Origin of the sequence: Acidovorax sp. ACV02 (assembly GCF_014851475.1) — a bacterium.
Classification (GTDB): Bacteria; Pseudomonadota; Gammaproteobacteria; order Burkholderiales; family Burkholderiaceae_C; genus Acidovorax; species Acidovorax delafieldii.
The window spans coordinates 412,156-434,316 of the sequence record NZ_JACUZU010000005.1; the positions used below are offsets into that span (position 1 = coordinate 412,156).

Annotated in this window: 19 protein-coding genes; 12 read left to right on the plus strand and 7 right to left on the minus strand. The window is 62.2% G+C overall.

Annotated elements, in window-relative coordinates:
* Genes IB236_RS14735 through IB236_RS14745 form a run of 3 tightly spaced genes read left to right on the plus strand, consistent with a single transcriptional unit; the run spans position 1 to position 4,659 of the window.
* On the plus strand, positions 1-1,398 hold the full coding sequence (locus IB236_RS14735; protein WP_192421294.1) for a polysaccharide pyruvyl transferase family protein: 1,398 nt from the start codon (positions 1-3) through the stop codon (positions 1,396-1,398).
* A 22-nt stretch (positions 1,399-1,420) separates the two neighbouring features.
* Positions 1,421-3,739 carry a glycosyltransferase gene (locus IB236_RS14740; RefSeq protein WP_192421295.1) on the plus strand — a complete coding sequence of 773 codons (2,319 nt, stop codon included), beginning with the start codon at positions 1,421-1,423 and terminating at the stop codon, positions 3,737-3,739.
* A complete protein-coding gene (locus tag IB236_RS14745) occupies positions 3,736-4,659 on the plus strand; it encodes a bifunctional 2-polyprenyl-6-hydroxyphenol methylase/3-demethylubiquinol 3-O-methyltransferase UbiG (RefSeq protein ID WP_225581157.1) in 924 nt (307 codons plus the stop codon). The genes IB236_RS14740 and IB236_RS14745 overlap by 4 nt, the downstream gene beginning before the upstream one ends.
* A gap of 24 nt (positions 4,660-4,683) precedes the next feature.
* On the opposite strand, the gene IB236_RS14750 is transcribed toward IB236_RS14745, so the two are convergent.
* The 3 genes from IB236_RS14750 to IB236_RS14760 all read right to left on the minus strand — a co-directional run bounded on the left by IB236_RS14750 (position 4,684) and on the right by IB236_RS14760 (position 7,549).
* Positions 4,684-5,943 carry an ABC transporter ATP-binding protein gene (locus IB236_RS14750; protein WP_192421297.1) on the minus strand — a complete coding sequence of 420 codons (1,260 nt, stop codon included), beginning with the start codon at positions 5,941-5,943 and terminating at the stop codon, positions 4,684-4,686.
* The gene (locus IB236_RS14755) at positions 5,933-6,751 is read right to left on the minus strand and encodes an ABC transporter permease (RefSeq protein WP_192421298.1); all 819 of its coding nucleotides are present in this window, start codon (positions 6,749-6,751) and stop codon (positions 5,933-5,935) included. The genes IB236_RS14750 and IB236_RS14755 overlap by 11 nt, the downstream gene beginning before the upstream one ends.
* Positions 6,752-6,865: 114 nt before the next feature.
* Positions 6,866-7,549, minus strand: a complete 684-nt coding sequence (locus tag IB236_RS14760) for a 2OG-Fe(II) oxygenase (protein WP_192421299.1) — start codon at positions 7,547-7,549, stop codon at positions 6,866-6,868.
* Positions 7,550-8,324: 775 nt separating this feature from the next.
* On the opposite strand from IB236_RS14760, the gene IB236_RS14765 reads away from it, so the two are divergent.
* From IB236_RS14765 to IB236_RS14795, 7 genes are all read left to right on the plus strand, one after another.
* Positions 8,325-9,143, plus strand: coding sequence for a class II aldolase/adducin family protein (locus IB236_RS14765; RefSeq protein WP_192421300.1), 819 nt, complete (start codon positions 8,325-8,327; stop codon positions 9,141-9,143).
* On the plus strand, positions 9,140-10,288 hold the full coding sequence (locus IB236_RS14770; RefSeq protein ID WP_192421301.1) for an acyl-CoA dehydrogenase family protein: 1,149 nt from the start codon (positions 9,140-9,142) through the stop codon (positions 10,286-10,288). Before IB236_RS14765 ends, IB236_RS14770 begins: the two co-directional genes overlap by 4 nt.
* Before the next feature lie 21 nt (positions 10,289-10,309).
* Positions 10,310-11,311 (plus strand): NAD(P)-dependent oxidoreductase, encoded by a 1,002-nt coding sequence (locus tag IB236_RS14775; RefSeq protein ID WP_192421302.1) that lies wholly within the window; start codon positions 10,310-10,312, stop codon positions 11,309-11,311.
* A 145-nt stretch (positions 11,312-11,456) separates the two neighbouring features.
* Positions 11,457-12,416 carry an ABC transporter substrate-binding protein gene (locus IB236_RS14780; RefSeq protein WP_192421303.1) on the plus strand — a complete coding sequence of 320 codons (960 nt, stop codon included), beginning with the start codon at positions 11,457-11,459 and terminating at the stop codon, positions 12,414-12,416.
* A 209-nt stretch (positions 12,417-12,625) separates the two neighbouring features.
* Complete coding sequence (locus tag IB236_RS14785; protein ID WP_225581158.1) at positions 12,626-13,834, plus strand: MFS transporter; 1,209 nt, start codon at positions 12,626-12,628, stop codon at positions 13,832-13,834.
* A 155-nt stretch (positions 13,835-13,989) separates the two neighbouring features.
* On the plus strand, positions 13,990-15,036 hold the full coding sequence (locus tag IB236_RS14790) for a methionine ABC transporter ATP-binding protein (RefSeq protein WP_192421304.1): 1,047 nt from the start codon (positions 13,990-13,992) through the stop codon (positions 15,034-15,036).
* A 15-nt stretch (positions 15,037-15,051) separates the two neighbouring features.
* Positions 15,052-15,717, plus strand: a complete 666-nt coding sequence (locus IB236_RS14795; protein WP_056067588.1) for a methionine ABC transporter permease — start codon at positions 15,052-15,054, stop codon at positions 15,715-15,717.
* A 158-nt stretch (positions 15,718-15,875) separates the two neighbouring features.
* On the opposite strand, the gene IB236_RS14800 is transcribed toward IB236_RS14795, so the two are convergent.
* From IB236_RS14800 to IB236_RS14815, 4 genes are all read right to left on the minus strand, one after another.
* Positions 15,876-16,655, minus strand: a complete 780-nt coding sequence (locus tag IB236_RS14800; RefSeq protein WP_225581159.1) for an N-acetyltransferase — start codon at positions 16,653-16,655, stop codon at positions 15,876-15,878.
* Between the two features lie 86 nt (positions 16,656-16,741).
* Positions 16,742-17,776: a tripartite tricarboxylate transporter substrate binding protein gene (locus tag IB236_RS14805; RefSeq protein WP_056067589.1), complete on the minus strand. Its 1,035-nt coding sequence runs from the start codon at positions 17,774-17,776 to the stop codon at positions 16,742-16,744.
* A gap of 64 nt (positions 17,777-17,840) precedes the next feature.
* On the minus strand, positions 17,841-19,145 hold the full coding sequence (locus IB236_RS14810) for a glycerate kinase (protein WP_056067591.1): 1,305 nt from the start codon (positions 19,143-19,145) through the stop codon (positions 17,841-17,843).
* A 41-nt stretch (positions 19,146-19,186) separates the two neighbouring features.
* Positions 19,187-20,275: a tartrate dehydrogenase gene (locus tag IB236_RS14815; RefSeq protein ID WP_192421305.1), complete on the minus strand. Its 1,089-nt coding sequence runs from the start codon at positions 20,273-20,275 to the stop codon at positions 19,187-19,189.
* Positions 20,276-20,442: 167 nt separating this feature from the next.
* Between IB236_RS14815 and IB236_RS14820 the strand changes: the two genes are divergently transcribed.
* Both IB236_RS14820 and IB236_RS14825 read left to right on the plus strand, forming a co-directional pair.
* Positions 20,443-21,417 (plus strand): LysR substrate-binding domain-containing protein, encoded by a 975-nt coding sequence (locus tag IB236_RS14820; RefSeq protein ID WP_056744402.1) that lies wholly within the window; start codon positions 20,443-20,445, stop codon positions 21,415-21,417.
* A 110-nt stretch (positions 21,418-21,527) separates the two neighbouring features.
* On the plus strand, positions 21,528-22,115 hold the full coding sequence (locus IB236_RS14825) for a DUF1566 domain-containing protein (RefSeq protein ID WP_192421306.1): 588 nt from the start codon (positions 21,528-21,530) through the stop codon (positions 22,113-22,115).
* The last annotated feature ends 46 nt before the right edge of the window (positions 22,116-22,161 follow it).

The window sequence follows — 22,161 nt, forward strand, 5'->3', positions numbered from 1 at the left end:
ATGAAGAACCAACGCTCTTGGCGCATTGGCATCTTTGGCACGTTTGATGTCCAGAATTATGGTGATCTACTTTTCCCGATCATTGCAGAACTGGAGTTGTCCCGCAGGCTGGGACGTATTGAAATCATCCCATTTTCCTATCACGCGAAATCCTCGGAGGATTGGCCATATGATGTTGAGTCACTGGCGGAATTGCCTCGCATGGCCAGTGACCTTGATGCAATCCTGATCGGCGGTGGGTTCATTGTCCGTTTTGACAAATTCATCGCTCCGGGATATGGGCCACCGGCAACGTGGATTCACCATCCCACGGGATATTGGCTGGGGCCAGCATTGGTGGGTGTGCAGCATGGCGTGCCTGTCATATGGAATGCTCCGGGCATGCATTGCAACGAGATTCCAGATTGGAGCCACCCGCTGCTTTCCCTTGCGCTTAATTCCAGCGCTCATATTGCAGTGAGAGACGAACCGTCGAAGGCAGCACTCAGGCCATTTGTTGAGCCGCAGCGTGTGCATGTGATGCCTGATACCGCCTTTTCTATCGGGCGCTGTTTGGAATCCCATGTCGCGACCGATGAGGCGGCTGCGATTCGCGACGCTCTGGGCCTGAAGGCCCCGTACCTCGTGATTCAGGCAACCCAGAATCTTGAGCGGCTTACTGATTATTTGAAGAAATTCCGTACAGAGCTGCCCAATCTCAGCTTGCTTCTGCTTCGTCTCGGACCGGTGCTTTGCGATCATGAATCGTTCATTGACAGGGAGCTGCCGGGGACGTTTTATCTCAGCGAATGGCCATCTCCGATGGTGCTGGCATCGCTGATAGGCGGATCCGAAGCAGTTGCGGGACACAGCTATCACCTTGCGATTACTGCACTGTCCTGTGGTGTTCCGGTATTCAGCTCCAGCGACCTCTCCCAAGGGAAGTTCACCGCGCTATCCAGATATGACACCGTGCATCCGTTGCCGCCTGCAGGCTGCGACGATCCCCAATGGTTGTCCCAACGAATGGGCCGTAAAGAACCGTCGCATGCGGTGGTCGAAGCAAATGACGTGTTGGAAAACTACTGGAATCATGTTGCAGCTGTGGTTCGGGCGGGAAAGACGGATTCCACGACCTCGATGAATGCATTTTTGATGACGCTGCCTGGCATTCTTGAGCATAGGCAGCGGCAGGCGGGAGCAGGCGATCCGGAATCCGCCGACCATCTGCGGGATCTGGAGAATCGTTTGATGGGCTGCGAGTATTCGCTTGGTGAAGCAAAAGCGGAGTTGTCGGAGGTAACGCGACGATCGCTCGATCTTGAAAACCACCTGCTGGAGATGCACAAATCTATGTCCTGGACAACGACAGCCCCCTTGCGCAGGGCGTGGCGCTGGTTGCAAGGCCTCTCCGCTTGAAGCAGATTCATACTATTTTCTTATGAAGCCAGAATCAGACGAATCGAAAAACCTACTGCCCACCCCTGCTCGCGTGAATGCCATCGGGGAGCGCGAAGGCCCGCCTGAATGCCCTTCCTGCGGCGAAATGGCAGTGATGCGGCAGGCCATTACTCAACTCGAGCAAGAGTTGATTACCAGCAGGGAAACGGTTTCGTCCCGAGATATCGCCATTGATTGGCTGAAAAAAGAAGCAGAAGCTGCAAAGATGACGCTGGAGTGGCGTCGGAAAAGTCTCAAATATCTGCTGATCGATTTAATGTATCTGCTGGCCGACCGCTCGCCGATTGCCCGTACGCTTGGAAATCTGCTTTTACCAAGGCGCCTCAAAAGAAGACTCCATGCAGAATCACTGCGCAATCAATTCCAGGAAGTTCCGCCTCTCCGGCCGCTAGCTGCGCCCCTCGTTGACGAAAAATGCAACGATAAAATTGATATTGTCTGTTTTGCCAACATCGAATGGTCTGCCCGGTATCAAAGACCGCAGCAGATGATGTCTCAGTTTGCCGCTCATGGTCATCGTGTGTTTTATATCGTACGCTCGGGAATGCCTGAAAGGAGGGCTCCTTACGAGTTGAGGCAGGTTGCCGAGAGAATATTCGAGGTATGTCTGGCTTTCAGTGAGTATGAAGATTTCTATTCTGTAAAGATGTCAGCTACCAATCTTAAGGTTGGGAATGAATCATTTTCCCGGCTGGCGCTGGATGCAAAGATAAGAGCCGCTCTGATCGTGGTCCATCTTTCTTACTGGACCGGGTTGGCTCTCGACTTACAGAAGTCCCGGTCATGGCGCGTTCAATACGACTGCATGGACGAATGGGCTGACTTCCCTGATATCGGCGAGCAACTTATCAAAGAAGAAGAGGTACTGGTTCGCAGCGCAGATCTGGTTACGGTAACTGCATCTGTTTTAAAGAAAAAATGGATGGACCAAGGAATAGATTGTCTGCTCGTGCGAAATGCTGTGGACTATGATTTCTTTTTTGATCGATGTACTGAAAACAATCTGCTTTCCCATCTAAAGAAGCCCATCATTGGGTTCTACGGCGCCTTGGCTCCCTGGATTGATTTTTCTTTGTTATATTTCCTGGCAGAAAAACGCCCAAGCTGGAATTTTGTATTGGTCGGGGATCGCTTTGTAAAGGATCTGGCGGGCCTTGACCGGATGTCCAACGTGCACCTTACGGGCCGAAAGCCCTATGAGGACATGCCACGCTATCTTCACGGCTTTGATGTATGCCTGATCCCATTCAAGTTGAACAAAGTGACGCATGCGGTGGATCCAGTGAAATTCTACGAATTCATGAGCGCCGGGAAGCCGGTGGTGAGTGTGCCACTTGAAGAGATGGCAATATACCAAGATTATGTATATTTTGCCACTGAATTCGAGGATTTTCTCGCAAAAATAGAAATCGCGTTGGCTGAAAAAGATTCCGTACTGGTTGAACGAAGAAGGGAGTTGGCCAGGGAAAATGATTGGCGGCATCGCTATATCGCAACTCAGGAGGCCATAAAGGGGTTGTACGGGAAATGCTCGATTGTAATAGTGAGCTTCAATAATGCTGAACTTACCAGGCAATGTATTGAGAGCATTGTTTCCTGGACTACATATCCTAACTATGAATTGATCATTGTTGATAATGCTTCTTCCGATGGTACCGGAGCCATGCTCCAGGAAATTCAGAGCCGGTATGCGATGGTGAAGGTGCTTATCAACAAGAGCAATAGAGGCTTTGCGGCGGCAAACAACCAGGGAATTGCGTTGGCCGAAGGTGAATATATCGTGTTGCTCAATAATGATACGGTGGTCACAGGCGACTGGCTGGAGGCAATGCTCCGTCATTTGGAGGATGAGAAAATTGGCATGGTGGGACCGGTGACCAATTCAATCGGTAACGAAGCAAAGATCAATACAAGCTATATTAATCTGGAGCAGATGCATGAATTCGCTTCAGGATATACCGTCGCGCATGCCGGTCGCCATTTCGACATCTCGATGCTGGCAATGTTTTGTGTGGCGATGCGGCGCCATGTTTTCAATGAAATCGGGGACCTGGACGAGATATTCGGTCTCGGAATGTTCGAGGATGATGATTACAGTCGGAGAATGCACGCAGCCGGTTATCGAACAGTATGTGCTGAAGATTCCTTTATCCATCATTATGGCCAAGCATCGTTTGGGAAATTGATCGAGACAGGTGAATATCAGGCCATCTGGGACCGAAACCAAGCTTACTTCGAAAGCAAATGGGGTGCCTGGAAGCCGCACACGCACAGCCGCCAGCCAGGAAGGCCAGAATGAGATCCGATAGTGAGATCACCGCCGACCATTGGTCCAAGAATGTGGCGAGTTCCGATGCCTTTTCGCCCCAGGTCTACTGGCTTGCTGTGCCGGCTGTTCAGCAGCGCTTTCAGCGGCTGGCCTGTGGAGGGACCGATCATCGCTGGTGGGTGCAATACTGCCTTGGTGAATTCCTAAATCGTTCGATATCCCCGATCAGGATGTTGAGCATCGGTTGTGGCAGCGGTACTCTGGAGCGGGACCTTTTCCGACTCAATGCCTTTTCCGAGTGTGATGCAATTGATATTGCGCCCGGCGCTATTGATATTGCCCGGAAAGAGGCGAATTTAATTGGTGCTTCTAATATTAAGTATCACGTACAGGACGTCCAAAAAACGCCGTTGGAGAAAAATGCTTACGATGCCGTCTGGTTTAATGGGTCGTTGCATCACATCAAGGAACTCGAGTCAGTCTGTGAGTCGGTTCGCAACGCCTTAAAGCCGGGGGGCTGGGTGTTCTATAATGAATATGTAGGAGCCAATCATTTTGCTTTTCCAGAGCGCCAGCGGGAGGTTGTCGAAAGTGCTTTCCGCCTTTTGCCTCCGGAGTATCGCCGCTCATTTCAGCTGGAACACTTCGGCAAGGTACAGTTCAACGTGCAACTTCCCGAGCCAGCAGAAGTAATCAAGGTCGATCCGTCAGAGGCAATTCGGTCACAAGACATACGCAGGGTGCTATCTGATTATTTTGTCGAACATGCTTTCAATCCCTGTGGTGGCAATATATTGCAGTTCGCCTTGCATGGGATTGCGGGTAATTTCGTAGAAACAGACCCGCGTTCGATGGCTTTGCTCCAGATGCTGTTCGATATTGAAGACACTCTCTTGAACAACCGATTTTTTGAAACCGACTTTGCAGTGGGAGTAGCACGGGTTCCGTAATGGAGGGGAGATTGATCCAAAATTTCATCCGCCATGAAAGCTGGTTGCCTGGTTTTTTGCTTCGATTCCCAGATCGACGATACCAAGAAAAGGGTCATTTCCGCGCGCTACCGTATCAAAACTCAGTATCCCCACTTGCTTGTCAATCAGGAGTGAGGTCTCCTCGGTGCGACCATTCATCAGCTTGATGGTGATGTAGTATCGACCTGCTGCCAGTATCGCTGGGACGTGAAAGGTGACTGTTCCACTTTCCCCGTCAATGTCAGAATTGGTGAGGGGAAGCACAAAATTTTTTCCACCAACGACGAGCAGCCGTGCTTCCTGGATGGTAATGCTGATATTGGGTAATGAGACTGACTTGCTGATTCTATAGCTGACGACGATCTCGATTGTCTCACCATAGACAAATGACGAATAGTGGCTTCCGGTGTTGGTGAATTTGGCGGAGATTACCTCTCCTTCCGTTGTCCCAAATGCAATGCGTGCACCGTTGACCTCCTGTTTCCTCGTCACTGGAATCTTTCCGCCGCTGGCCCAGCGGCGTTGCTCGTCCCGCATGTCCAGCAGGTACATTTCGGAAATCGTCTCAGGAGATCCAAATGCCTTTAGCATTCCTTCATGGAGATAGATCGCGGTGTTGCAGAATCTCTTTACCATGCTCATGTCATGGGACACAAACAGAAGAGTTGTTCCTTTTCCTGCCAGGTTCTCTAGCCGATCCAAGCATTTGAACTGAAAGGAGGCGTCACCGACGGCAAGAGCCTCATCGATGACCAGTATGTCGGGCTCCACGCAGACGGACACCGAGAATGCCAGGCGCACAAGCATCCCGCTGGAATATATCTTGGTCGGCTGGTCGATGAAGTCTCCGATATTGGCGAAGTCGGCTATTTCGTCAAACTTTGCATCTATTTCCGCTCTTTTCAATCCAAGCAGTGCTCCATTGAGATAGACATTCTCACGGCCTGTGAATTCTGGATTGAATCCTGACCCAAGCTCGAGCAGTGCCGCTATTTTCCCTCGGGCTTGAATCTGCCCCGACGTGGCGCGCAGCGTGTTGCAGATCAGTTGGAGCAAGGTTGATTTTCCGCTTCCATTTCGTCCGATAATACCGAGGGATTCTCCCTTGCGGACACGGAATGAGACGTCTTTCAGTGCCCAGAATTCGCGGAACCGCTGCTGCCCGACAAAAGGGAGCATCTGCAGCAGTCGGTCACGTGGCTTGTCATAAATTTGATAGCACTTGCTGATTTTGTCGACTTCAATGGCGAATTCAGAGGACATCGGAAAATCCCTCGCGGCTTTTCTGAAAAAACCAAAGGCTTGCTATCGCGAAGACGCCGGAAAATAGGATCGATGTGCCCCATTTTATGATATTTGGCATGCCTCCCCAGAATAGTGCCGTACGTGCATCTTCAATCACCTGTGCCAGGGGGTTCAAGCCCATTGCTTGGTGCCATTCAGGGGGGAGTGCACTGATTGGGTAAAATACAGGGGTCAAGAACATGATCGGCAGTAAAAGTGCGCCAATAATGTGATTGATATCACGAAAGTATACGCCGAGTGCGCTCAGGATCCAGGAAATGCCGAGTATGTAGAGGCAGATTGGAATTAAAACAAAAAGATAGATGAAAGAAGATGCGGGCGGAATTCCAATTGTCAATCCATAGAAAGCAAGCCATACGATTGAACTCACAAGCATATGAAATAGGCCTGCCCCCAGATTGATCCAGGGCATAATTTCAAGTGGGAATTGAATTTTTTTTACATAATTTGTATTGGATACAATCATTGTCGGTGCGCGGAGCGCGCATTCCGAAAAAAAATTGAAAATCGTCATGCCGATAAAAATAAGCAGTGCAAATTCAGTAGGGGATTCATTGCTACCGGGCCAGCGAACAGTAAATACCTTGGTGAATACTGTGGTGTAGACAAGAAGGGTAAATGCAGGGGTGATGATTGACCAGATCAATCCCATGAGTGAACTTCGATAACGGGAAGTGATTTCACGTTGAATTAATGAAAAAATAAGCTCTCTATGTTCCCAGGGAATAAATAGATGGGCGGATCGCAGAAATGACTGCCTGGTCATGTATTTACGGTAATTGAGGATTCAATGCAAGAGCCGCTTGACGGCAACATCGCCAAATGCTCAAGTTGAGAAATTGGCTGCGCCGAAGATGCCAGCGCGGGGCACGCGGCCTATTCAGCTTGGGTAGTCATGCAGTTCCATATCCACCCCTGGTGGCCACATTGAGCTGATGGATCCGGGTTGGTAGAACGTCACGGTCACGCTCCGTCGGGATTGAGTGGCTTGCTCCGATACCCTTGTCACTTCGTGCCAGGAAGTGTCCGACCTGACAAAGGTGGCCGAATTCCCAATGGTCGGGTTTACCAGAGCGGCAACGTCCTTTGCATCGGAAGAATTCAGGATGGCCAGACAGCCACCGTCCATGGGATGCCACTTGTCGTTGAAATAAAAAACGTGGGTGACAATTTTCTCGGGGAGATCGCGATGGGGGCCCAGAAGTGCGCCAGGGCCGTAGTGATAAACATGCGCCTCCATCGGCAGGCTAGTCAGGTCAATGCCAGTAATGGACGACATGGCAATCCGGTATTCTGCAGAAAGCAGGTCTTGTGCCAATTGGTACCAATAAGGGCTCAGGGATTCGGCGTGCGATATGGTTTGCTCTCCCATCGGAATCAGGGATCGGGCGTCGTATCGATAGTCTTTTTCTCCCCCATAAGCCTCGACGGTGCGGAAGTGATCGTGGGGATAGGTCTTGGAAAGTGCGGCGCAGTCAGCCTTTGAATAGAGGTCTGAAATTTCAGCCCATCTGAATGGCTGCATTTTCATACTGCATTTGCGAATTTTCGAAAAATCGATCATGGGTCAATAAAAATTTGTGAAGGGGCAATTGGTGAGTACGTAAGGCTGAGCTGACTCAGGACTTTTTTCGTGTGACTTGGAACAGTATGCACTCCACTTCGTAGTTAGCTAGAGGCCTCAGATTCGGAAGGCGAGATGGCTGCGGGAGGGCTCCTCTGATTGACTAGTCGAGACCGAGTGTTGTCCATCCGCCCGGCTGTCTGGGATGCCGTTGTCACCGGACTGCGGCCATACGGCAAGGGTAAATGGTGAACATGCCCACACGCACGCTTGATCAATAGACTCTGGGCGAGCTTTTCTGATCTGTAGTGGTTTCGAGAGCTGGGGCTTCGCGCGGAGGGGTTGCGTAGATGCCTTTGCTGCGACTGGAGAGCTCCCGTCCTAATGTGGTGTCCGTGCGCAGATGCCCACACGATGACTTTCGCACCGAGGGGATTTGGGCTCCAGAAGGCCGAATGTGTTTGATCAGCCGGGGCTGAGGCCGTTTGTGACTGAGCTGGCTGCGGTGGCCTCCTGCCGTGCAGGCTCGTCACTTTCGGCGCGCCATGGCGTCAGAACCGGTCGGTGCATGTCGCCCTCCGCGAGTCAGCGCATTCGACAGCCGTTCATGGTGTCTGGCTCAAATCGGGGAGTGTGCTGCCTGCGCCGCCTTGCTTCATACAGAAACTGTATGTGGTCACGCGGATTTCTTCGTTGGCGCGGGGCGGGGGCGCCCCTATGGTGGGCGGGTTCGTTTCTCTTTCGTCCAACTCACCGATCTGGAAAGCCGCCGCCCATGTCTGCCGTCCTCAAGCCCCTGCCCGCCACCAACCTCGCCCGCAATCCCACGCCGCAGCGCAAGGACTGGTTTGACGCGCCCAGCCCGCGCCCCACGGTGCAGGCCGAGCGCCGCTACCGGCAGGAGAACCTGGCCGTGGCCTTTCGGCTGTTTGCACAGCAGGGGTTTGACTACGGGCTGGCAGGCCACATCACTGCGCGCGACCCGGAGTGGACGGACCACTTCTGGGTGAACCCGCTGGGCGTGCATTTTTCGCAGATCAAGGTGTCCGACCTGCTGCTGGTGAACGCAGCAGGCGAGATCGTCATCGGCCAGGGCCCGCTGAACCGCGCGGCGTTTGCCATCCACGCGGCGTTGCACGAGACGCGGCCGGACATCATTGCTGCGGCCCACACCCATTCCACATACGGCAAGGCGTGGTCTGCGCTGGGCCGCAAGCTCGACCCGCTGACGCAGGACTCGTGCATCTTCTACGAAGACCACGCGCTGTTCGACGACTTCACGGGGGTGGTGCTGGAGACGGACGAGGGCTTTCGCATTGGCAAGGCGTTAGGGGCGCAGAAGGCGGTGATCCTGCAGAACCACGGCATACTGACGGCGGGGCCGTCGGTGGAGGCGGCGGCGTGGTGGTACATCGCGCTGGAGAACGCCTGCCAGGCCCAGCTGCTGGCCGAGGCGGCGGGCACGCCCCAACCCATTCGCCACGAGATCGCGCAGCACACGCATGCACAGATCGGCGGGCCCGGCGGCGCGCAGTTTGCCTTCAGGAGCCTGTTCGACATCCTTGTGCGGCAGCAGCCCGAGGTGCTGCAATGAACGCGCCGCTGACCTGGGGGCAGGTGGCGCGCACGCTGGCGGTGGAGTTTGCCGGGCGCGCCGTTGCGCACGACCGGGACGGGAGTTTTCCGCACCAGAACTTTGCCGACCTGCAGCAGGCCGGCCTGCTGGCGCTGGCCGCGCCGCGCACGCTGGGCGGGCAGGGCGCGTCAGCCGCGCAACTGGGCGAGGTGATTGGCGCGGTGGGCCAGGGCTGCCCTGCCACGGCGCTGGTGCTGACCATGCAGTACATCCAGCAGCGCGGCATGGGGCGGCCCGGCTCCCCCTGGCCGCAGGCGCTGGCCCGGCAGCTGGTGCACGAGTCGCACAACGAGGTGTCGCTCATCAATGCGTTGCGCGTGGAGCCCGAGCTGGGCTCGCCCGCGCGCGGCGGCCTGCCTGCCACAGTGGCACGGCACACAGCCGAGGGCTGGCGCATCAGCGGGCACAAGGTGTATTCGACCGGCGCGCCCATCCTGCGCTGGTACGTGGTGTGGGCCCGCACCGACGAAGAGGTGCCACGCGTGGGCTCGTTCCTGGTGCGGGCCGGTTCGCCCGGCATCCGCATCGACGCCACCTGGGACCACCTGGGCCTGCGCGCCAGTGGCAGCCACGATGTGATCCTGCAGGACGTGCTGACCCCCCACGACCACGCGCTCGATGTGCGCCTGCCGCAGGACTGGGCCCGTGGCGAGCCCGCCATGCTGGCCGAGATGACGGTGATGCTGGGTGCGCTGTACACCGGCGTGGCCCGCGCGGCGCGCGATTGGGTGGTGCGCTTTCTGCGCGAGCGCACGCCCGCCAACCTGGGTGCACCCCTGTCCAGCCTGCCGCGCGCCCAGGAGGCCGTGGGCCGCATCGAGGCCCTGCTGCTCACCAACGACCGGCTGATCGCCAGCGTGGCGCATGACCTGGACACCGGCACCCTGGTGCCAGCAGTGGACAGCGGCCTGGTCAAAACCGTGGCCACGCAGAACGCCATCGAGGTGGTGCAGGCGGCGCTGCAGCTGTCCAGCAACCACGGCCTGGCACGCAAAAACCCGCTGGAGCGCCATCTGCGCGATGTGCTGTGTGGCCGTGTGCACACCCCGCAGGAGGACAGCGCCCACATTGCCGCAGGCCGCCGCGCGCTGGGCCTGGGCTGAGACGATGAGAACGGATACACCATGAATGCCGTGCTGGCCCCCCGCCCCCTGGTGGTGTTGAACCAGACCGGTGCCGAGACCGATGCCCTGGTAGCCGCAGCGGGCTTGCCCGTGGCCCTGGCCGACGATGCCGCTGTGCCTGCATGGGAGCGCGCCGCTGATGCCGATGTGCTGTTCACCGGCCCGCGCAATGGCTGGCGCAATGCGCCCGCGCAGCCCCCGGCGGGCTGGCCGGGGCGCCTGCAGTGGGTGCATGTGGCGTCGGCGGGCATCGACTTCTTTCCGCCTTGGTTGCTGCAGGTGCCGCTGGTGACATGTTCACGCGGTGTGGCGGCTGTGCCCATTGCCGAATATGTGATCACGGCGCTGCTGGCACACCAGCGCGACTGGGACACACTGCGCGTGCAAGGGGCCGACCCATGGCGCGAGACCTTTGCGCGGGTGGACCAGCACCTGCCCGGCACCCTGCAGGGCCGCACGCTGGGCATTGCGGGCTATGGCGCCATTGGCCGCGCGGTGGCCTTGCGTGCACAGGCGCTGGGCATGCAGGTGGTGGCGCTGCGGCGTGGGGGGGCGCCGGTGGATGGACGGGGTGAAGGGGGTGAAGGCGTGCAGGCGGTGGGCTCCATCGAGCAGCTGCTGGCGGCGTCTGACCACCTGGTGCTGGCCCTGCCCATCACCGCGCAGACCTACCACCTCATCAACGCGGCCACGCTGGCCCATGCGCGGCCGGGACTGCACCTGGTGAACATTGCGCGCGGCGCCCTGGTGGACCAGCAGGCACTGCTGCATGCGCTGGATGCGGGCCGCCTGTCGGGCGCCACGCTGGATGTGACCGACCCCGAGCCTTTGCCCGACGGCCACCCTCTGTACCACCACCCGCGTGTGCGCATCACGCCGCATGTGTCGTGGGCCGCACAAGGGGCTGCGGAGGTGACGGCGCGCAAGTTTGTGGGCAACCTGCAGCGCTTTGTGGCCGGGCTGCCGCTGCACGACGTGGTGGACAGGGAGCGCGGTTACTGAGCGCCGCAGGCCAGCGGGCCACCCCACCCACACCCCGCGCGCGCATACGAAAACCGCATATGGATGCTTGCAAGCCTTCGTTGGCGCCGCGTGGGGTGGGTGATGCAATGAATGCCGAATCAACCTTGCCTTCATTGACCACACCATGCTGCGCCGCCAATTCCACCATCTGCTGACCGCCTCGGTCGCTGCCAGTTCGTTCCTGTCGCCCGTCCTCACCCATGCCCAAACCTCGTCGCGCGTGCTGCTGCGTGCGGGCGATCAGAAGGGTGGGCTGCAGGCGCTGCTGGACGCAGCGGGCGAGCTCAAGAACCTGCCCTACGACATCAAGTGGAGCGAGTTCCCGGCGGCTGCGCCACTGGCCGAGGCGCTCAACGCCAACGCGGTGGACTTTGGCCCCATTGGCGATGCGCCGCTGCTTTTTACGCTGGCGGCGGGCAGCCAGGTCAAGGCGTTTGCGGCCAGCCGCTCAGATGCCTACGGCACGGCCGTGCTGGTGGCGCCCCACTCGCCGCTCAAGACGGCGGCCGACCTCAAGGGCAAGAGCATTGCCACCAACCGGGGCTCCATCGGCCATCTGGTCACCCTCAAGGCGCTGGAGTCGGCAGGCCTCAAGGCCGACGATGTGCAGCTGCGCTTCATCCCGCCGCCAGACGCCAAGCTGGCGCTGACGCAGGGCTCGGTCGATGCCTGGGCCACCTGGGAGCCCTACACCGCGCTGGCCGAGACCAGCGGCCATGCGCGCGTGCTGGTCAGCGGCCGGGGCCTGTGGTCGGGCCTGAGCTTTCTGGCGGCCACCGATGCGGCCCTGGCAGAAAAGCGTGCGGCGCTGGCGGACTTCAAGGGGCGCGTGGCGCGCGCGCAGGTGTGGTCGTACCAGAACGCCAAGCCGTTTGGCCAGTCGCTGGCGCGCATCGTGGGCATTCCGGCCGATGCGGCGCAGCTGCAGTTTGAGCGCCGCGCCACCCGCTGGCAGGACATCGACGCCCAGGTGCTGGCCGACCAGCAGAAGACGGCCGACTTTTACCTGGCGGCAGGCCTCATCAAGCAGAGGCTGGATGTGCGGGGCACGTTCGACACCAGCTTCAATGTGGGCAAGGGCTGAGGACGGCTGCTCCCGACCGTTCGGCATTCGCCATTTGCAGTCCGTCCGTCCCGGTGGGCGTTGGGCGGGTTGATGCGCTGGATGTCGTTCGCCAACCATCAACGGAACGCGCTGGTGTGTCCAACGCGCCCCTCCCTGACCTTGAGCCACCGGGGTGCATGCCGCCCCGCGCCAGCAACCTTGCGCTGGCCGCACCACAATCGGGTCATATGACCTCTTCTTCGACGATGCTGCGGGTGATCAGCCTGGCAGCCTTTTGCAGCATGGCTTCCATGCGTGTCTGCGACCCGATGCTGGTGTCCCTGGCTCGCGAGTTTTCTGTCACCACGGGCGATGCGTCGGCCGTCATCGCGGCGTTTGCCGTGTCTTATGGCGTGCTGCAGTTGTTCTATGGCCCCCTGGGCGACCGGCTGGGCAAGGTGCGCGTGGTGATTGGCGCCACGTTTGCCTGTGCGCTCTTCAGCGGCGTGACGGCGCTGGCGCCCACGCTGCCGGTGCTGGTGGCGGCGCGGGCTGCCATGGGCGCGTCGGCGGCAGGCATCATCCCGCTGTCGATGGCATGGATTGGCGACAACGTGCCGTACGAGCAGCGTCAGGAGACTTTGGCACAGCTGATGGTGGCCACGGTGTCGGGGATGATGGCCGGGCAGTGGTTTGGCGGCTTTGCGGTCGAGGCGCTGGGCTGGCGGGCTGCGTTTGTGGTGCTGTCGCTGCTGTTTTTGACCGCCGCGAGCCTGCTGTGGCGGCAAGCCCGCGCCATGGCGGCCAGCACCCCGGCACCTGCGGCTGGCGGTGCGGTGCCGCCCGCTTTTTCGCTGTCGGCTTACCTGGCCAACACGGCCGCGTTGCTGCGCATGCCCCGGGTGCGCTGGGTGCTGACCGTGGTGGCGGTGGAGGGCGCCCTGGCCTTTGGCACGCTGGCTTTTGTGCCCGCACGCATGGTGGACGGGTTTGGGCTGTCGGCCTCAGCGGCCGGCGGGGTGATGGTGCTGTATGGCGTGGGCGGGCTCATCTACAGCCTGCTGGCGCGCCGTTGGCTGGCGCTGCTGGGTGAGCGGGGCCTGGCGCTGATGGGCGCCTCGCTGATTGCTGCCGGGCTGTTGCTGCTGGCCTGGGGGCCGGTGGCGGCCTGGGGGGTGCTGGGCTGCTTCTTTGCCGGGGTGGGGTTTTACATGCTGCACAACACGCTGCAGGTGCAGGCCACGCAGATGGCGCCCGAGGCCCGGGGCACGGCGGTCACGCTGTTTGCGTGCCTGCTGTTCCTGGGGCAATCGCTGGGTGTGCTGCTGGTGGCGGCCAGTGTGGACCGGGGCTGGATCGCGCCCGTGTTCTCGGTGGCGGCACTGGGGGTGCTGGTGCTGGGCGCGCTGGTGTCGCGCAAGGTGAATGGCCGGGTGGCGGTGCCCGCGGGAGCGTAGTCTGGAGTCGGCCGCACCGTGCAAATAACTTTGATGTCTTATTACTTTATTTTTTGATAGTTTGATTCTTTATGGCGCAATAGTACATTCCCTGATCTTTGTGTCTTTTGGGGCCGAACCCGCGCCGCCCGGCGTGTGGCGGCCCTTTGTGTTTCATGATCGAACTACGGGGTATCACCCAAACCTACCAGGGCTCACAAGGCCCGGTCGAGGCGCTCAAGGGCATCGACCTCACCATCCAGCCGGGCGAAGTGTTCGGCATCATCGGCAAGAGCGGCGCGGGCAAAAGCTCGCTGGTGCGGGTGATCAACTTGCTCAATCGGCCCACCACGGGCCAGGTCATCGTGGGCGGGCAGGACCTGACCCAGCTGAACGACGCGCAGCTGCGCGAGGCGCGCCGCGAGATCGGCATGGTGTTCCAGCACTTCAACCTGCTGTCGTCACGCACCGTGTTTGACAACGCCGCGCTGCCGCTGGAGCTGGCGGGCATGGACAAGGCCGCCATCCGCGCGCGCGTCAACCCGCTGCTGGAGCTGGTGGGCCTGTCGGCCCTGGCCGACCGCTACCCGGCGCAGATCAGCGGCGGGCAAAAACAGCGTGTGGGCATTGCGCGTGCGCTGGCCAGCCGCCCCAAGGTGCTGCTGAGCGACGAAGCCACCTCGGCGCTGGACCCGGAGACCACACGCTCCATCCTCGACCTGCTGCGCCAGGTCAACCGCGAGCTGGGCCTGACGGTGGTGCTGATCACCCACCAGATGCAGGTCATCAAGCAGGTGGCCGACCGCGTGGCCGTGATCGAGGCCGGCCGCATCGTGGAGCAGGGCCGGGTGCTGGACGTGTTCACCCGCCCGCAGCAGGCCATCACCAAGAGCCTGATCGACGAGATCCTGCCGCAAGAGCTGCCCGCCAGCGTGCTGGACCATGTGCGCAAGCTGGCAGGCCAGCTGAGCTCAGGACGAACCGGCCAGCTGCTGCGCCTGTCGTACGCCGGGGACAGCGCTTACCAGCCCATCCTGTCGCAGCTGATCCGCCAGTTTGGTGTGGACATGAGCATCCTGCACGGGCAAGTGGATGAGATCCAGGACGAAACCTTTGGCTCGCTGGCCGTGTACGCCAGTGGCGAGGCCGAGAGCGTGCGCGGCGCCGTGGCACACCTGCGCGCGGGCGGGGTCGAGGTGGAAGAAGTGGCCGTGGCCGGTTAAGAGGGAGCACACATCATGTTCAACAACTTCACGCCAGCCATGCTGGATCTGTTTGCTTCGTCGCTGTGGGAGACGCTCATCATGGTCGGCATCTCCGGCCTGGTGGGCGGCTTGCTGGGGGTGCCGCTGGGCGTGTTCCTGCGCCTGACCGATGACGGCGGGGTGCTGGAGAACGGCCCCGTCAACAAGCTGGTGGGCTGGCTGGTCAACGCCGTGCGGTCCACGCCCTTCATCATCCTGCTGGTGGCCATCATCCCGTTCACGCGGCTCATCACCGGCTCGTCCATCGGCACGGCCGCAGCCGTGGTGCCACTGACCATTGCCGCTGCCCCGTTTGTGGCCCGCCTGGTCGAGGCCGCGCTGCGCGAGGTGGACCACGGCCTGGTCGAAGCCGCGCAGGCCATGGGTGCCACCACCAGCCAGATCGTGTGGAAGGTGCTGCTGCCCGAGGCTCTGCCCGGCATCGTGGCGGGCCTGACCATCACGTTTGTGAGCCTGACCGGCTACTCGGCCATGGCCGGTGCCATTGGCGGCGGCGGCCTGGGCGACCTGGGCATCCGCTACGGCTACCAGCGCTTTCTGCCCGAGATCATGCTGGCCGTGGTGCTGGTGCTGATCTTCTTTGTGCAGGCCGTGCAAAGCCTGGGCGACTGGGCGGTGCGCAAGCTGAGCCACCGTTGAGCGGTGAATGGTTTGCTATTGAATCAATAGCTGCTGGCGCATGATCCACTAGCGCTTGCAGCCTTTTTGGCTTCCAACCCACGCGGGGAGGCACTGCGGGGGGCTCTGCGCTGGTCCTGGCTCTCTCGCACCCTCTAGGAGAGGTGCAGAAGCCAATCTCAGCCCGGCACCCGGTAGTGGTAGCCGTAGGCCGTCTTGAACCCCATCGATTCATACAGCCGCAGCGCAGGCGTGTTCTGCGCCCGCACCTGCAGGTAGGCGCTGGTTGCACCGGCCTCCATGCCCCAGTGCAGCAGCGCCTGCACCAGCGCGCGCCCGCGTCCGCCGCCCCGGTGTTCAGGCGCCACAGCCAGGTCGTACAGGCCCACCGCGCCGCGCTCCAGCACCGCCAGGCCAAAGCCCACGGCGTGGCCCTGGGCGTCGTGTTGCAGCGCATAGCCCACCGGGTGGGCGATGGCGTCGAGGATGCTGCGGTGCAGGTTGCGGTGGTGCGGCGCCACGCCGTTGGCCGCCGCAAAACCTTCCAGCCACGCGGGCGATGGCGAAGTGCTGACCACGGTGCTGCCATCGGGCCGAGGCACCGCGCCCGGCGCCAGCAGCCGGTGCAGGACCAGCGAGGGGTCAAAGTGCTGGTAGCCCGCGTCCGCCAGCTCCTGGTCGGCCTCGGCCGGGGCCAGGGGGGAGATGCGGAACACGGCGGGCAAACCATGCCGCGCATACAGCGCCGCCGCCGCCTCGCGCACGCCGTCGAACGGCGCGCCGGGCACCAGCGCGTTGACCGAGTTGGCGCGCTTGGTGTAGCCGCCCGACAGCCGGAACACCCAGCCCCGGTGAAACACCGTCTGGTGCGCAGGCCAGGCGTTGAAGGCGCGCTCTTCCAGTGCGCGGACGAGGGCTGCGGGGGCGGTGTTGGCGATGGAGGCGGCGGTGTCGGTCATCACAGGTTTATACCAACCCACCTTGACCATTCACCGCGCCCGCCACCCTGTGCGACAACTCTTTGCAACCGCTCTTTGCCACCGGGTCAGTCGGTGGTGATCTTGTTGTCTGCCACCAGCTTGGCAAAACGTGCGGTGTCGGCCGCAATCTGTTCGGCCATCTGCGCGGGGGTGTTGCCGATGGGTTCGGCGCCAATGTCGTGCATTCGCTTTTGAAAGTCCGGCGACTGGATGACCTTGACCATTTCGGTGTTCAGCCGCGCTACCACGTCGGCGGGCGTGCGGGCGGGGGCCAGCACACCAAACCAGGTGCCGATGTCAAAGCCCGCAAAGCCGCTTTCTTGCAGTGTGGGCACATCGGGCAGGGTGGACGAGCGCTTTGCCGTGGTCACCGCCAGGGCGCGCAGCTTGCCCGCCTTGATGTGCGGCAGCACGGGGGTGACGGTGTCGAACGACATCGACACCTGCCCGCCCAGCAGGTCGGTGGTGAGCGGGCCGCTGCCCTTGTAGGGCACATGCAGCAGGGGCTGGCCGATGGACGTGGCGAACTGCGTGCCGATCAGGTGCTGCGCCGTGCCCGCGCCGTTGGAGCCGTAGGAGAACTTGTTGGGCGTGGCCTTGATCAGCGCCACCAGTTCCTTCACGTCCTTGGCGGGCGTGGCCGCACTCACAGCCAGCACGTTGGGCACCAGCGCCACGGTGGTGATGGGTGCAAAACTCTTTTGAAAGTCGTAGTTGAGCTTTTTGTACACGCTCGTTGCAATGGTGTGGTGCACCGCGCCCATCAGCAGCGTGTAGCCGTCGGCAGGGGCCTTGGCCACGTAGTCGGCCCCGATGGTGGCGCCCGCGCCGCCCCGGTTTTCCACGATCACCGGCTGGCCCAGGGCTGTGCCCAGTTTTTCGCCCAGCGCGCGTGCCAGCACATCGGTAGTGCCGCCGGCCGCAAAGGGCACGACGATGGTGACGGGCTTGGCCGGCCAGGCCTGCGCGTGCGCCGGTGCGCTGGGCAGGGCACAGGCAGCACCAGCCAGGGCGGCCAGCGCCAGCAGGTGGTGCCGGCGTGTGGAGGGTGTTGTGGGCGGCGTTGACGGTGGGTGGTGCGGGGTTGCAATGCGTGGCATGGTTGTCTCCGTTGGGTTGTGGTTCTTGTGGGGGCAGGGCCGGTGGGGACGCGGGTGCGTGGCGTCAGCCCGTGGCTGCGATCAGGATCGCGCGGAAGTCGTTGACGTTGGTGCCCGTGGGCCCGGTGACCACGGCGTCGCCCAGCGCGCCAAAAAAGGAGTGGGCGTCGTGTGCGTCCAGTGCGGCGGTGGCGTGTTGGCCCAGCGCGGCGGCGCGCTCCAGCGTGTCGGGCGTGGCGATGGCGCCTGCCACGGGCTCCAGGCCATCGATACCGTCGGTATCCCCGGCCAATGCGTACACGCCGGGCAAGCCCTTGAGCGACAGGGCCAGGGACAGCAGGCATTCCACATTGCGCCCGCCGCGCCCCGGGGTTGGCATGGGTTGCCCTGGGGCGGGTGCGCGCAGGTTGACAGTGCTTTCACCGCCACTCAGCAGCACGCGGTGCCGTGGTGACGGGGCCTTGGCGGCGTAGCGGGCGACACCGGCCAGCACGGTGCCCATGTCGCGGGCTTCGCCCTCCAGCGCGTCGCCGAGCAGCGTGGGCTCGATGCCCGCCTGGCGCGCCACCTGGGCGGCTGCCTGCAGGGCCAGGTCGGGTGTAGCAATGACGTGGGTGGTGATGGGGCCCAGCCGGGTGTCGCCGGGCTTGGTGCTTTCGCTGGCGGCAGTGTCCAGTGCGGCCAGCACGGCGGGCGGCAGAGCAATGCGGTAGCGCTGCAAGATGGCTAGCGCCTGTGCACGGGTGGTCGGGTCGGCCACGGTGGGGCCCGAGGCCACGTCCAGCGGGTCGTCGCCCGGCACATCGGACATCACCAGGTTGACCACGCGGGCGGGGCTGCAGGCCAGGGCCAGCCGCCCGCCCTTGATGGCCGAGAGGCGGCGCCGCACACAGTTCATCTCGCCAATGCTGGCGCCGCTGCGCAGCAGGGCCTGGTTGAGCGCCTGCTTGTCGGCCAGCGTGATGCCTGGCAGCGGCAAGGGCAGCAGTGCCGAGCCGCCGCCCGACCACAGGCCAATCACCAGGTCGTCTGCTGTGAGGCCCGCCACTGCGGCCAGCATCTGCTGCGCAGCAGCCAGGCCCGCCGCATCGGGCACGGGGTGGGAAGCCTCCAGCACGCGGATGTGCTGGCAGGCGGCAGCATGCCCGTAGCGTGTGACCACCACGCCAGACAGCGGCGTGGGCCAGTGGGCCTCCAGCACCTGCGCCATCTGCGCCGATGCCTTGCCCGCGCCGATCACCACCGTGCGGCCCCGGGGCGGGGCAGGCAGGTGCGGCGGCAGACATATCGTGGGCTGCGCGGATGCGATGGCGGCGTCGAACATGCTGCGCAGCCAGTGGCGGGCCTGGGTGTCGATGTGTGTGCTCATCGGGTCGAGGGGCAGGGCGCAGTGTGTTGGAGCCACGCAGCTCAGGCGGCCTTTTGCAACTGCGTGCTGCTGATCAGCGCGCACACGGCGTCGGTCACCTGCGCCGTGGTGGCCGTGCCGCCCAGGTCGCGGGTGTGCAGGGCGGGGTTGGCGGTGACCTGTTCGATGGCCTGCATCACGGCGCGGGCGGCGTCGGCCTCGCCCAGGTGCTCCAGCAGCATCACCACCGACCAAAAGGTGCCGATGGGGTTGGCCAGGCCCTTGCCCATGATGTCGAACGCCGAGCCGTGGATGGGCTCGAACATGCTGGGGTAGCGGCGCTCGGGGTCGATGTTGCCGGTGGGCGCAATGCCCAGGCTGCCCGCCAGCGCGGCGGCCAGGTCGCTGAGGATGTCGGCATGCAGGTTGGTGGCCACGATGGTGTCGAGCGTGGCGGGGCGGTTGACCATGCGGGCCGTGGCAGCGTCCACCAGCTCCTTGTCCCATTTCACGTCGGGGAACTCGGTGGCCACCTGCGCGGCAATCTCGTCCCACATCACCATGGCATGGCGCTGGGCGTTGCTCTTGGTGATGACGGTGAGCAGCTTGCGGGGGCGGGATTGGGCCAGGCGGAAGGCGTAGCGCAGGATGCGTTCCACCCCCACACGGGTCATGATGGACACATCGGTCGCCGCCTCGATGGGATGGCCCTGGTGCACGCGGCCGCCGACGCCCGAGTATTCGCCCTCGGAGTTTTCGCGCACGATGACCCAATCCAGGTCCTTGGGCGTGCAGCGCTTCAGGGGCGCATCAATGCCCGGCAGGATGCGCGTGGGCCGCACGTTGGCGTACTGATCAAACCCCTGGCAGATCTTCAGGCGCAGGCCCCACAGCGTGATGTGGTCGGGGATGTCCGGGTCGCCCGCCGAGCCGAACAGGATGGCGTCCTTGCCGCGCAGCGCATTCAACCCGTCGGCCGGCATCATCACACCGTGGGCGCGATACCAGTCGCCGCCCCAGCCAAAGTTTTCGAACTGGAACTGCAGGCCCGCATGGCGGGAGGCCAGGGCTTCGAGCACGCGCTGGCCGGCGGGAATCACTTCCTTGCCGATGCCGTCTCCGGGGATGGTGGCGATTTGGTAGGTTTTCATGAAGGTCTTTGGTCTTGGTGTGTGAAAGCGTCGGGAAAGGCCTGTGGGGATGTCGGGCCGCGAAAAGCGGGTGGAACAAAAACAGTGAGAGCGACTGTAGGCATCCGCTCGTTGTAAAAACGGCGCTCAAGTGAATCCATCGTTAACCTGCAGTTGATAATGCGGCGATGAGCTCCACCATCCAGCCCGCAGAACTGGGCTTCTTCTCGGCACTGGCGGCCAGCCCCAGCCTGAGCGCCGCCGGGCGCGAAATGGGTGTCTCCACCGCCGCCGTGAGCAAACACCTGGCGCAGATGGAAAAGCGCCTGGGTGTGGTGCTCATCAACCGCACCACCCGGCGCATGAGCCTTACGCCCGAGGGCGAGCTGCTGCTGGAGCATGCGCGCCGCATCCTGCGCGAGATCGATGCGCTGGATGAACTCATCGTGCAGTCCAAGGCCAGCCCCAAGGGCCTGCTGCGCGTGAATGCCACGCTGGGTTTTGGCCGCATGCACATCGCCCCCGTGATCTCGGACTTTGTGCGCCAGTATCCCGAAGTGGATGTGCAGCTGCAGCTGTCGGTGCACCCGCCACCGATCACCGACGATGCCTACGACGTGTGCGTGCGTTTTGGCGAGCCGCCCGACGGCCGCGTGATTGCCCGCCGCATGGCCCCCAACCGGCGCGTGCTGTGCGCCGCACCCGCCTACCTGGAGCAGCATGGCAGGCCCCGCGTGCCGCGCGACCTGATGGAGCACCAGTGCATCGGCATCCGCCAGGGCGACGAGGCCTACGGCCTGTGGCGCCTGACCACCGGGCGTGGCAGCAAGGCGCACACCGAGTCGATCAAGATCACCGGCAACCTCACCACCAACGACGGCGAGATCGCCGTGTTGTGGGCGCTGCAGGGCCACGGCATCGTGATGCGCGCCGAGTGGGACGTGAACCGTCATCTGGCCCAGGGCCTGCTGGAGCCCGTGCTGCCGCAGTACCACACGCCTGCGGCCGACATCTACGCGGTGTACCCGCAGCGGCACCAGTTTTCGACGCGGGTGCAGGCGTTTGTGGGGTTCCTGGCCGAGGCATTGGCCGCGTCAGGCACGCTGGCAGGAGTGGGCGTGGGTGGCCGCACGGACAAGCGGCGGGCCGCGCGGGTTTCTTGACCTGGTGGGTGGCGCGCGGGCCGCTGCCGGGTTAGGGTGTCGCCAAGGCATCCTGTGATGCCTCTCTGCCCCCGGACCTGTACCTGGCTTTCATTGCCCCTGCTTTGCCCATGAAAACATTGTTGCCGCTCATCCCCCCGCTGTTGGTTGCCCTGTTGGCCGGGCCTGCGCAGGCCGCCGATTCGCAGGTGGCCGCCGATTGGTCCCTGTCCGCCGATGGCGCTTATGTGTTGGATCAGCGTGCCGGCCTGGCCTGGCCACGCTGTGTGGAGGGCATGCAATGGACCGGCAAAACCTGCACGGGCCAGCCCCTGCTGCTGGACCGTGCCGAGGCCACGGCCCTGGCCTCTGACCGCTGGAAGGCCGAGGGTGTGGGCTGGCGCCTGCCCCGTGCGACAGAGCTGCAGCGGCTGGTGGACAAGGCGCTGTCGCCCCCGGGCCTCAACCCCCTTCTGTTCCCGGCGGCGCCGGGCCAGTGGCACTGGACGGCCACCGCCAACGTGAGCGCGCCCAGCGTCAACCAGTACACCTACGGCAACATCGCCCAAAGCCGGGCGGGTGATGGTGCGCGGCAGGCGGCCATGATCAACGGCTGGGCGGTGAACCTGTCCACCGGCGAGGCGCGCGGCGATGCCGCGCGGGCCAGCAAGCTGCCGGTGCGGCTGGTGCGGCCGATGCCGGTGGGGGCCGCCAAATAGGCGATCGCCCCGATGCAGCCGCATCCGGCAGGACAGGGCGGGGCGG

Excerpts from the sequence above, each read along its gene's own strand:
- IB236_RS14775 (WP_192421302.1), top strand. The coding sequence starts at position 10,310 with ATGAATGCCGTGCTGGCCCCCCGCCCCCTGGTGGTGTTGAACCAGACC.
- IB236_RS14800 (WP_225581159.1), bottom strand. The coding sequence starts at position 16,655 with ATGACCGACACCGCCGCCTCCATCGCCAACACCGCCCCCGCAGCCCTC.
- IB236_RS14815 (WP_192421305.1), bottom strand. The coding sequence starts at position 20,275 with ATGAAAACCTACCAAATCGCCACCATCCCCGGAGACGGCATCGGCAAG.
- IB236_RS14735 (WP_192421294.1), top strand. The coding sequence starts at position 1 with ATGAAGAACCAACGCTCTTGGCGCATTGGCATCTTTGGCACGTTTGAT.
- IB236_RS14795 (WP_056067588.1), top strand. The coding sequence starts at position 15,052 with ATGTTCAACAACTTCACGCCAGCCATGCTGGATCTGTTTGCTTCGTCG.
- IB236_RS14760 (WP_192421299.1), bottom strand. The coding sequence starts at position 7,549 with ATGATCGATTTTTCGAAAATTCGCAAATGCAGTATGAAAATGCAGCCA.
- IB236_RS14805 (WP_056067589.1), bottom strand. The coding sequence starts at position 17,776 with ATGCCACGCATTGCAACCCCGCACCACCCACCGTCAACGCCGCCCACA.
- IB236_RS14770 (WP_192421301.1), top strand. The coding sequence starts at position 9,140 with ATGAACGCGCCGCTGACCTGGGGGCAGGTGGCGCGCACGCTGGCGGTG.
- IB236_RS14785 (WP_225581158.1), top strand. The coding sequence starts at position 12,626 with ATGACCTCTTCTTCGACGATGCTGCGGGTGATCAGCCTGGCAGCCTTT.
- IB236_RS14825 (WP_192421306.1), top strand. The coding sequence starts at position 21,528 with ATGAAAACATTGTTGCCGCTCATCCCCCCGCTGTTGGTTGCCCTGTTG.
- IB236_RS14755 (WP_192421298.1), bottom strand. The coding sequence starts at position 6,751 with ATGACCAGGCAGTCATTTCTGCGATCCGCCCATCTATTTATTCCCTGG.
- IB236_RS14745 (WP_225581157.1), top strand. The coding sequence starts at position 3,736 with ATGAGATCCGATAGTGAGATCACCGCCGACCATTGGTCCAAGAATGTG.
- IB236_RS14780 (WP_192421303.1), top strand. The coding sequence starts at position 11,457 with ATGCTGCGCCGCCAATTCCACCATCTGCTGACCGCCTCGGTCGCTGCC.
- IB236_RS14790 (WP_192421304.1), top strand. The coding sequence starts at position 13,990 with ATGATCGAACTACGGGGTATCACCCAAACCTACCAGGGCTCACAAGGC.
- IB236_RS14810 (WP_056067591.1), bottom strand. The coding sequence starts at position 19,145 with ATGAGCACACACATCGACACCCAGGCCCGCCACTGGCTGCGCAGCATG.
- IB236_RS14820 (WP_056744402.1), top strand. The coding sequence starts at position 20,443 with ATGAGCTCCACCATCCAGCCCGCAGAACTGGGCTTCTTCTCGGCACTG.
- IB236_RS14740 (WP_192421295.1), top strand. The coding sequence starts at position 1,421 with ATGAAGCCAGAATCAGACGAATCGAAAAACCTACTGCCCACCCCTGCT.
- IB236_RS14765 (WP_192421300.1), top strand. The coding sequence starts at position 8,325 with ATGTCTGCCGTCCTCAAGCCCCTGCCCGCCACCAACCTCGCCCGCAAT.
- IB236_RS14750 (WP_192421297.1), bottom strand. The coding sequence starts at position 5,943 with ATGTCCTCTGAATTCGCCATTGAAGTCGACAAAATCAGCAAGTGCTAT.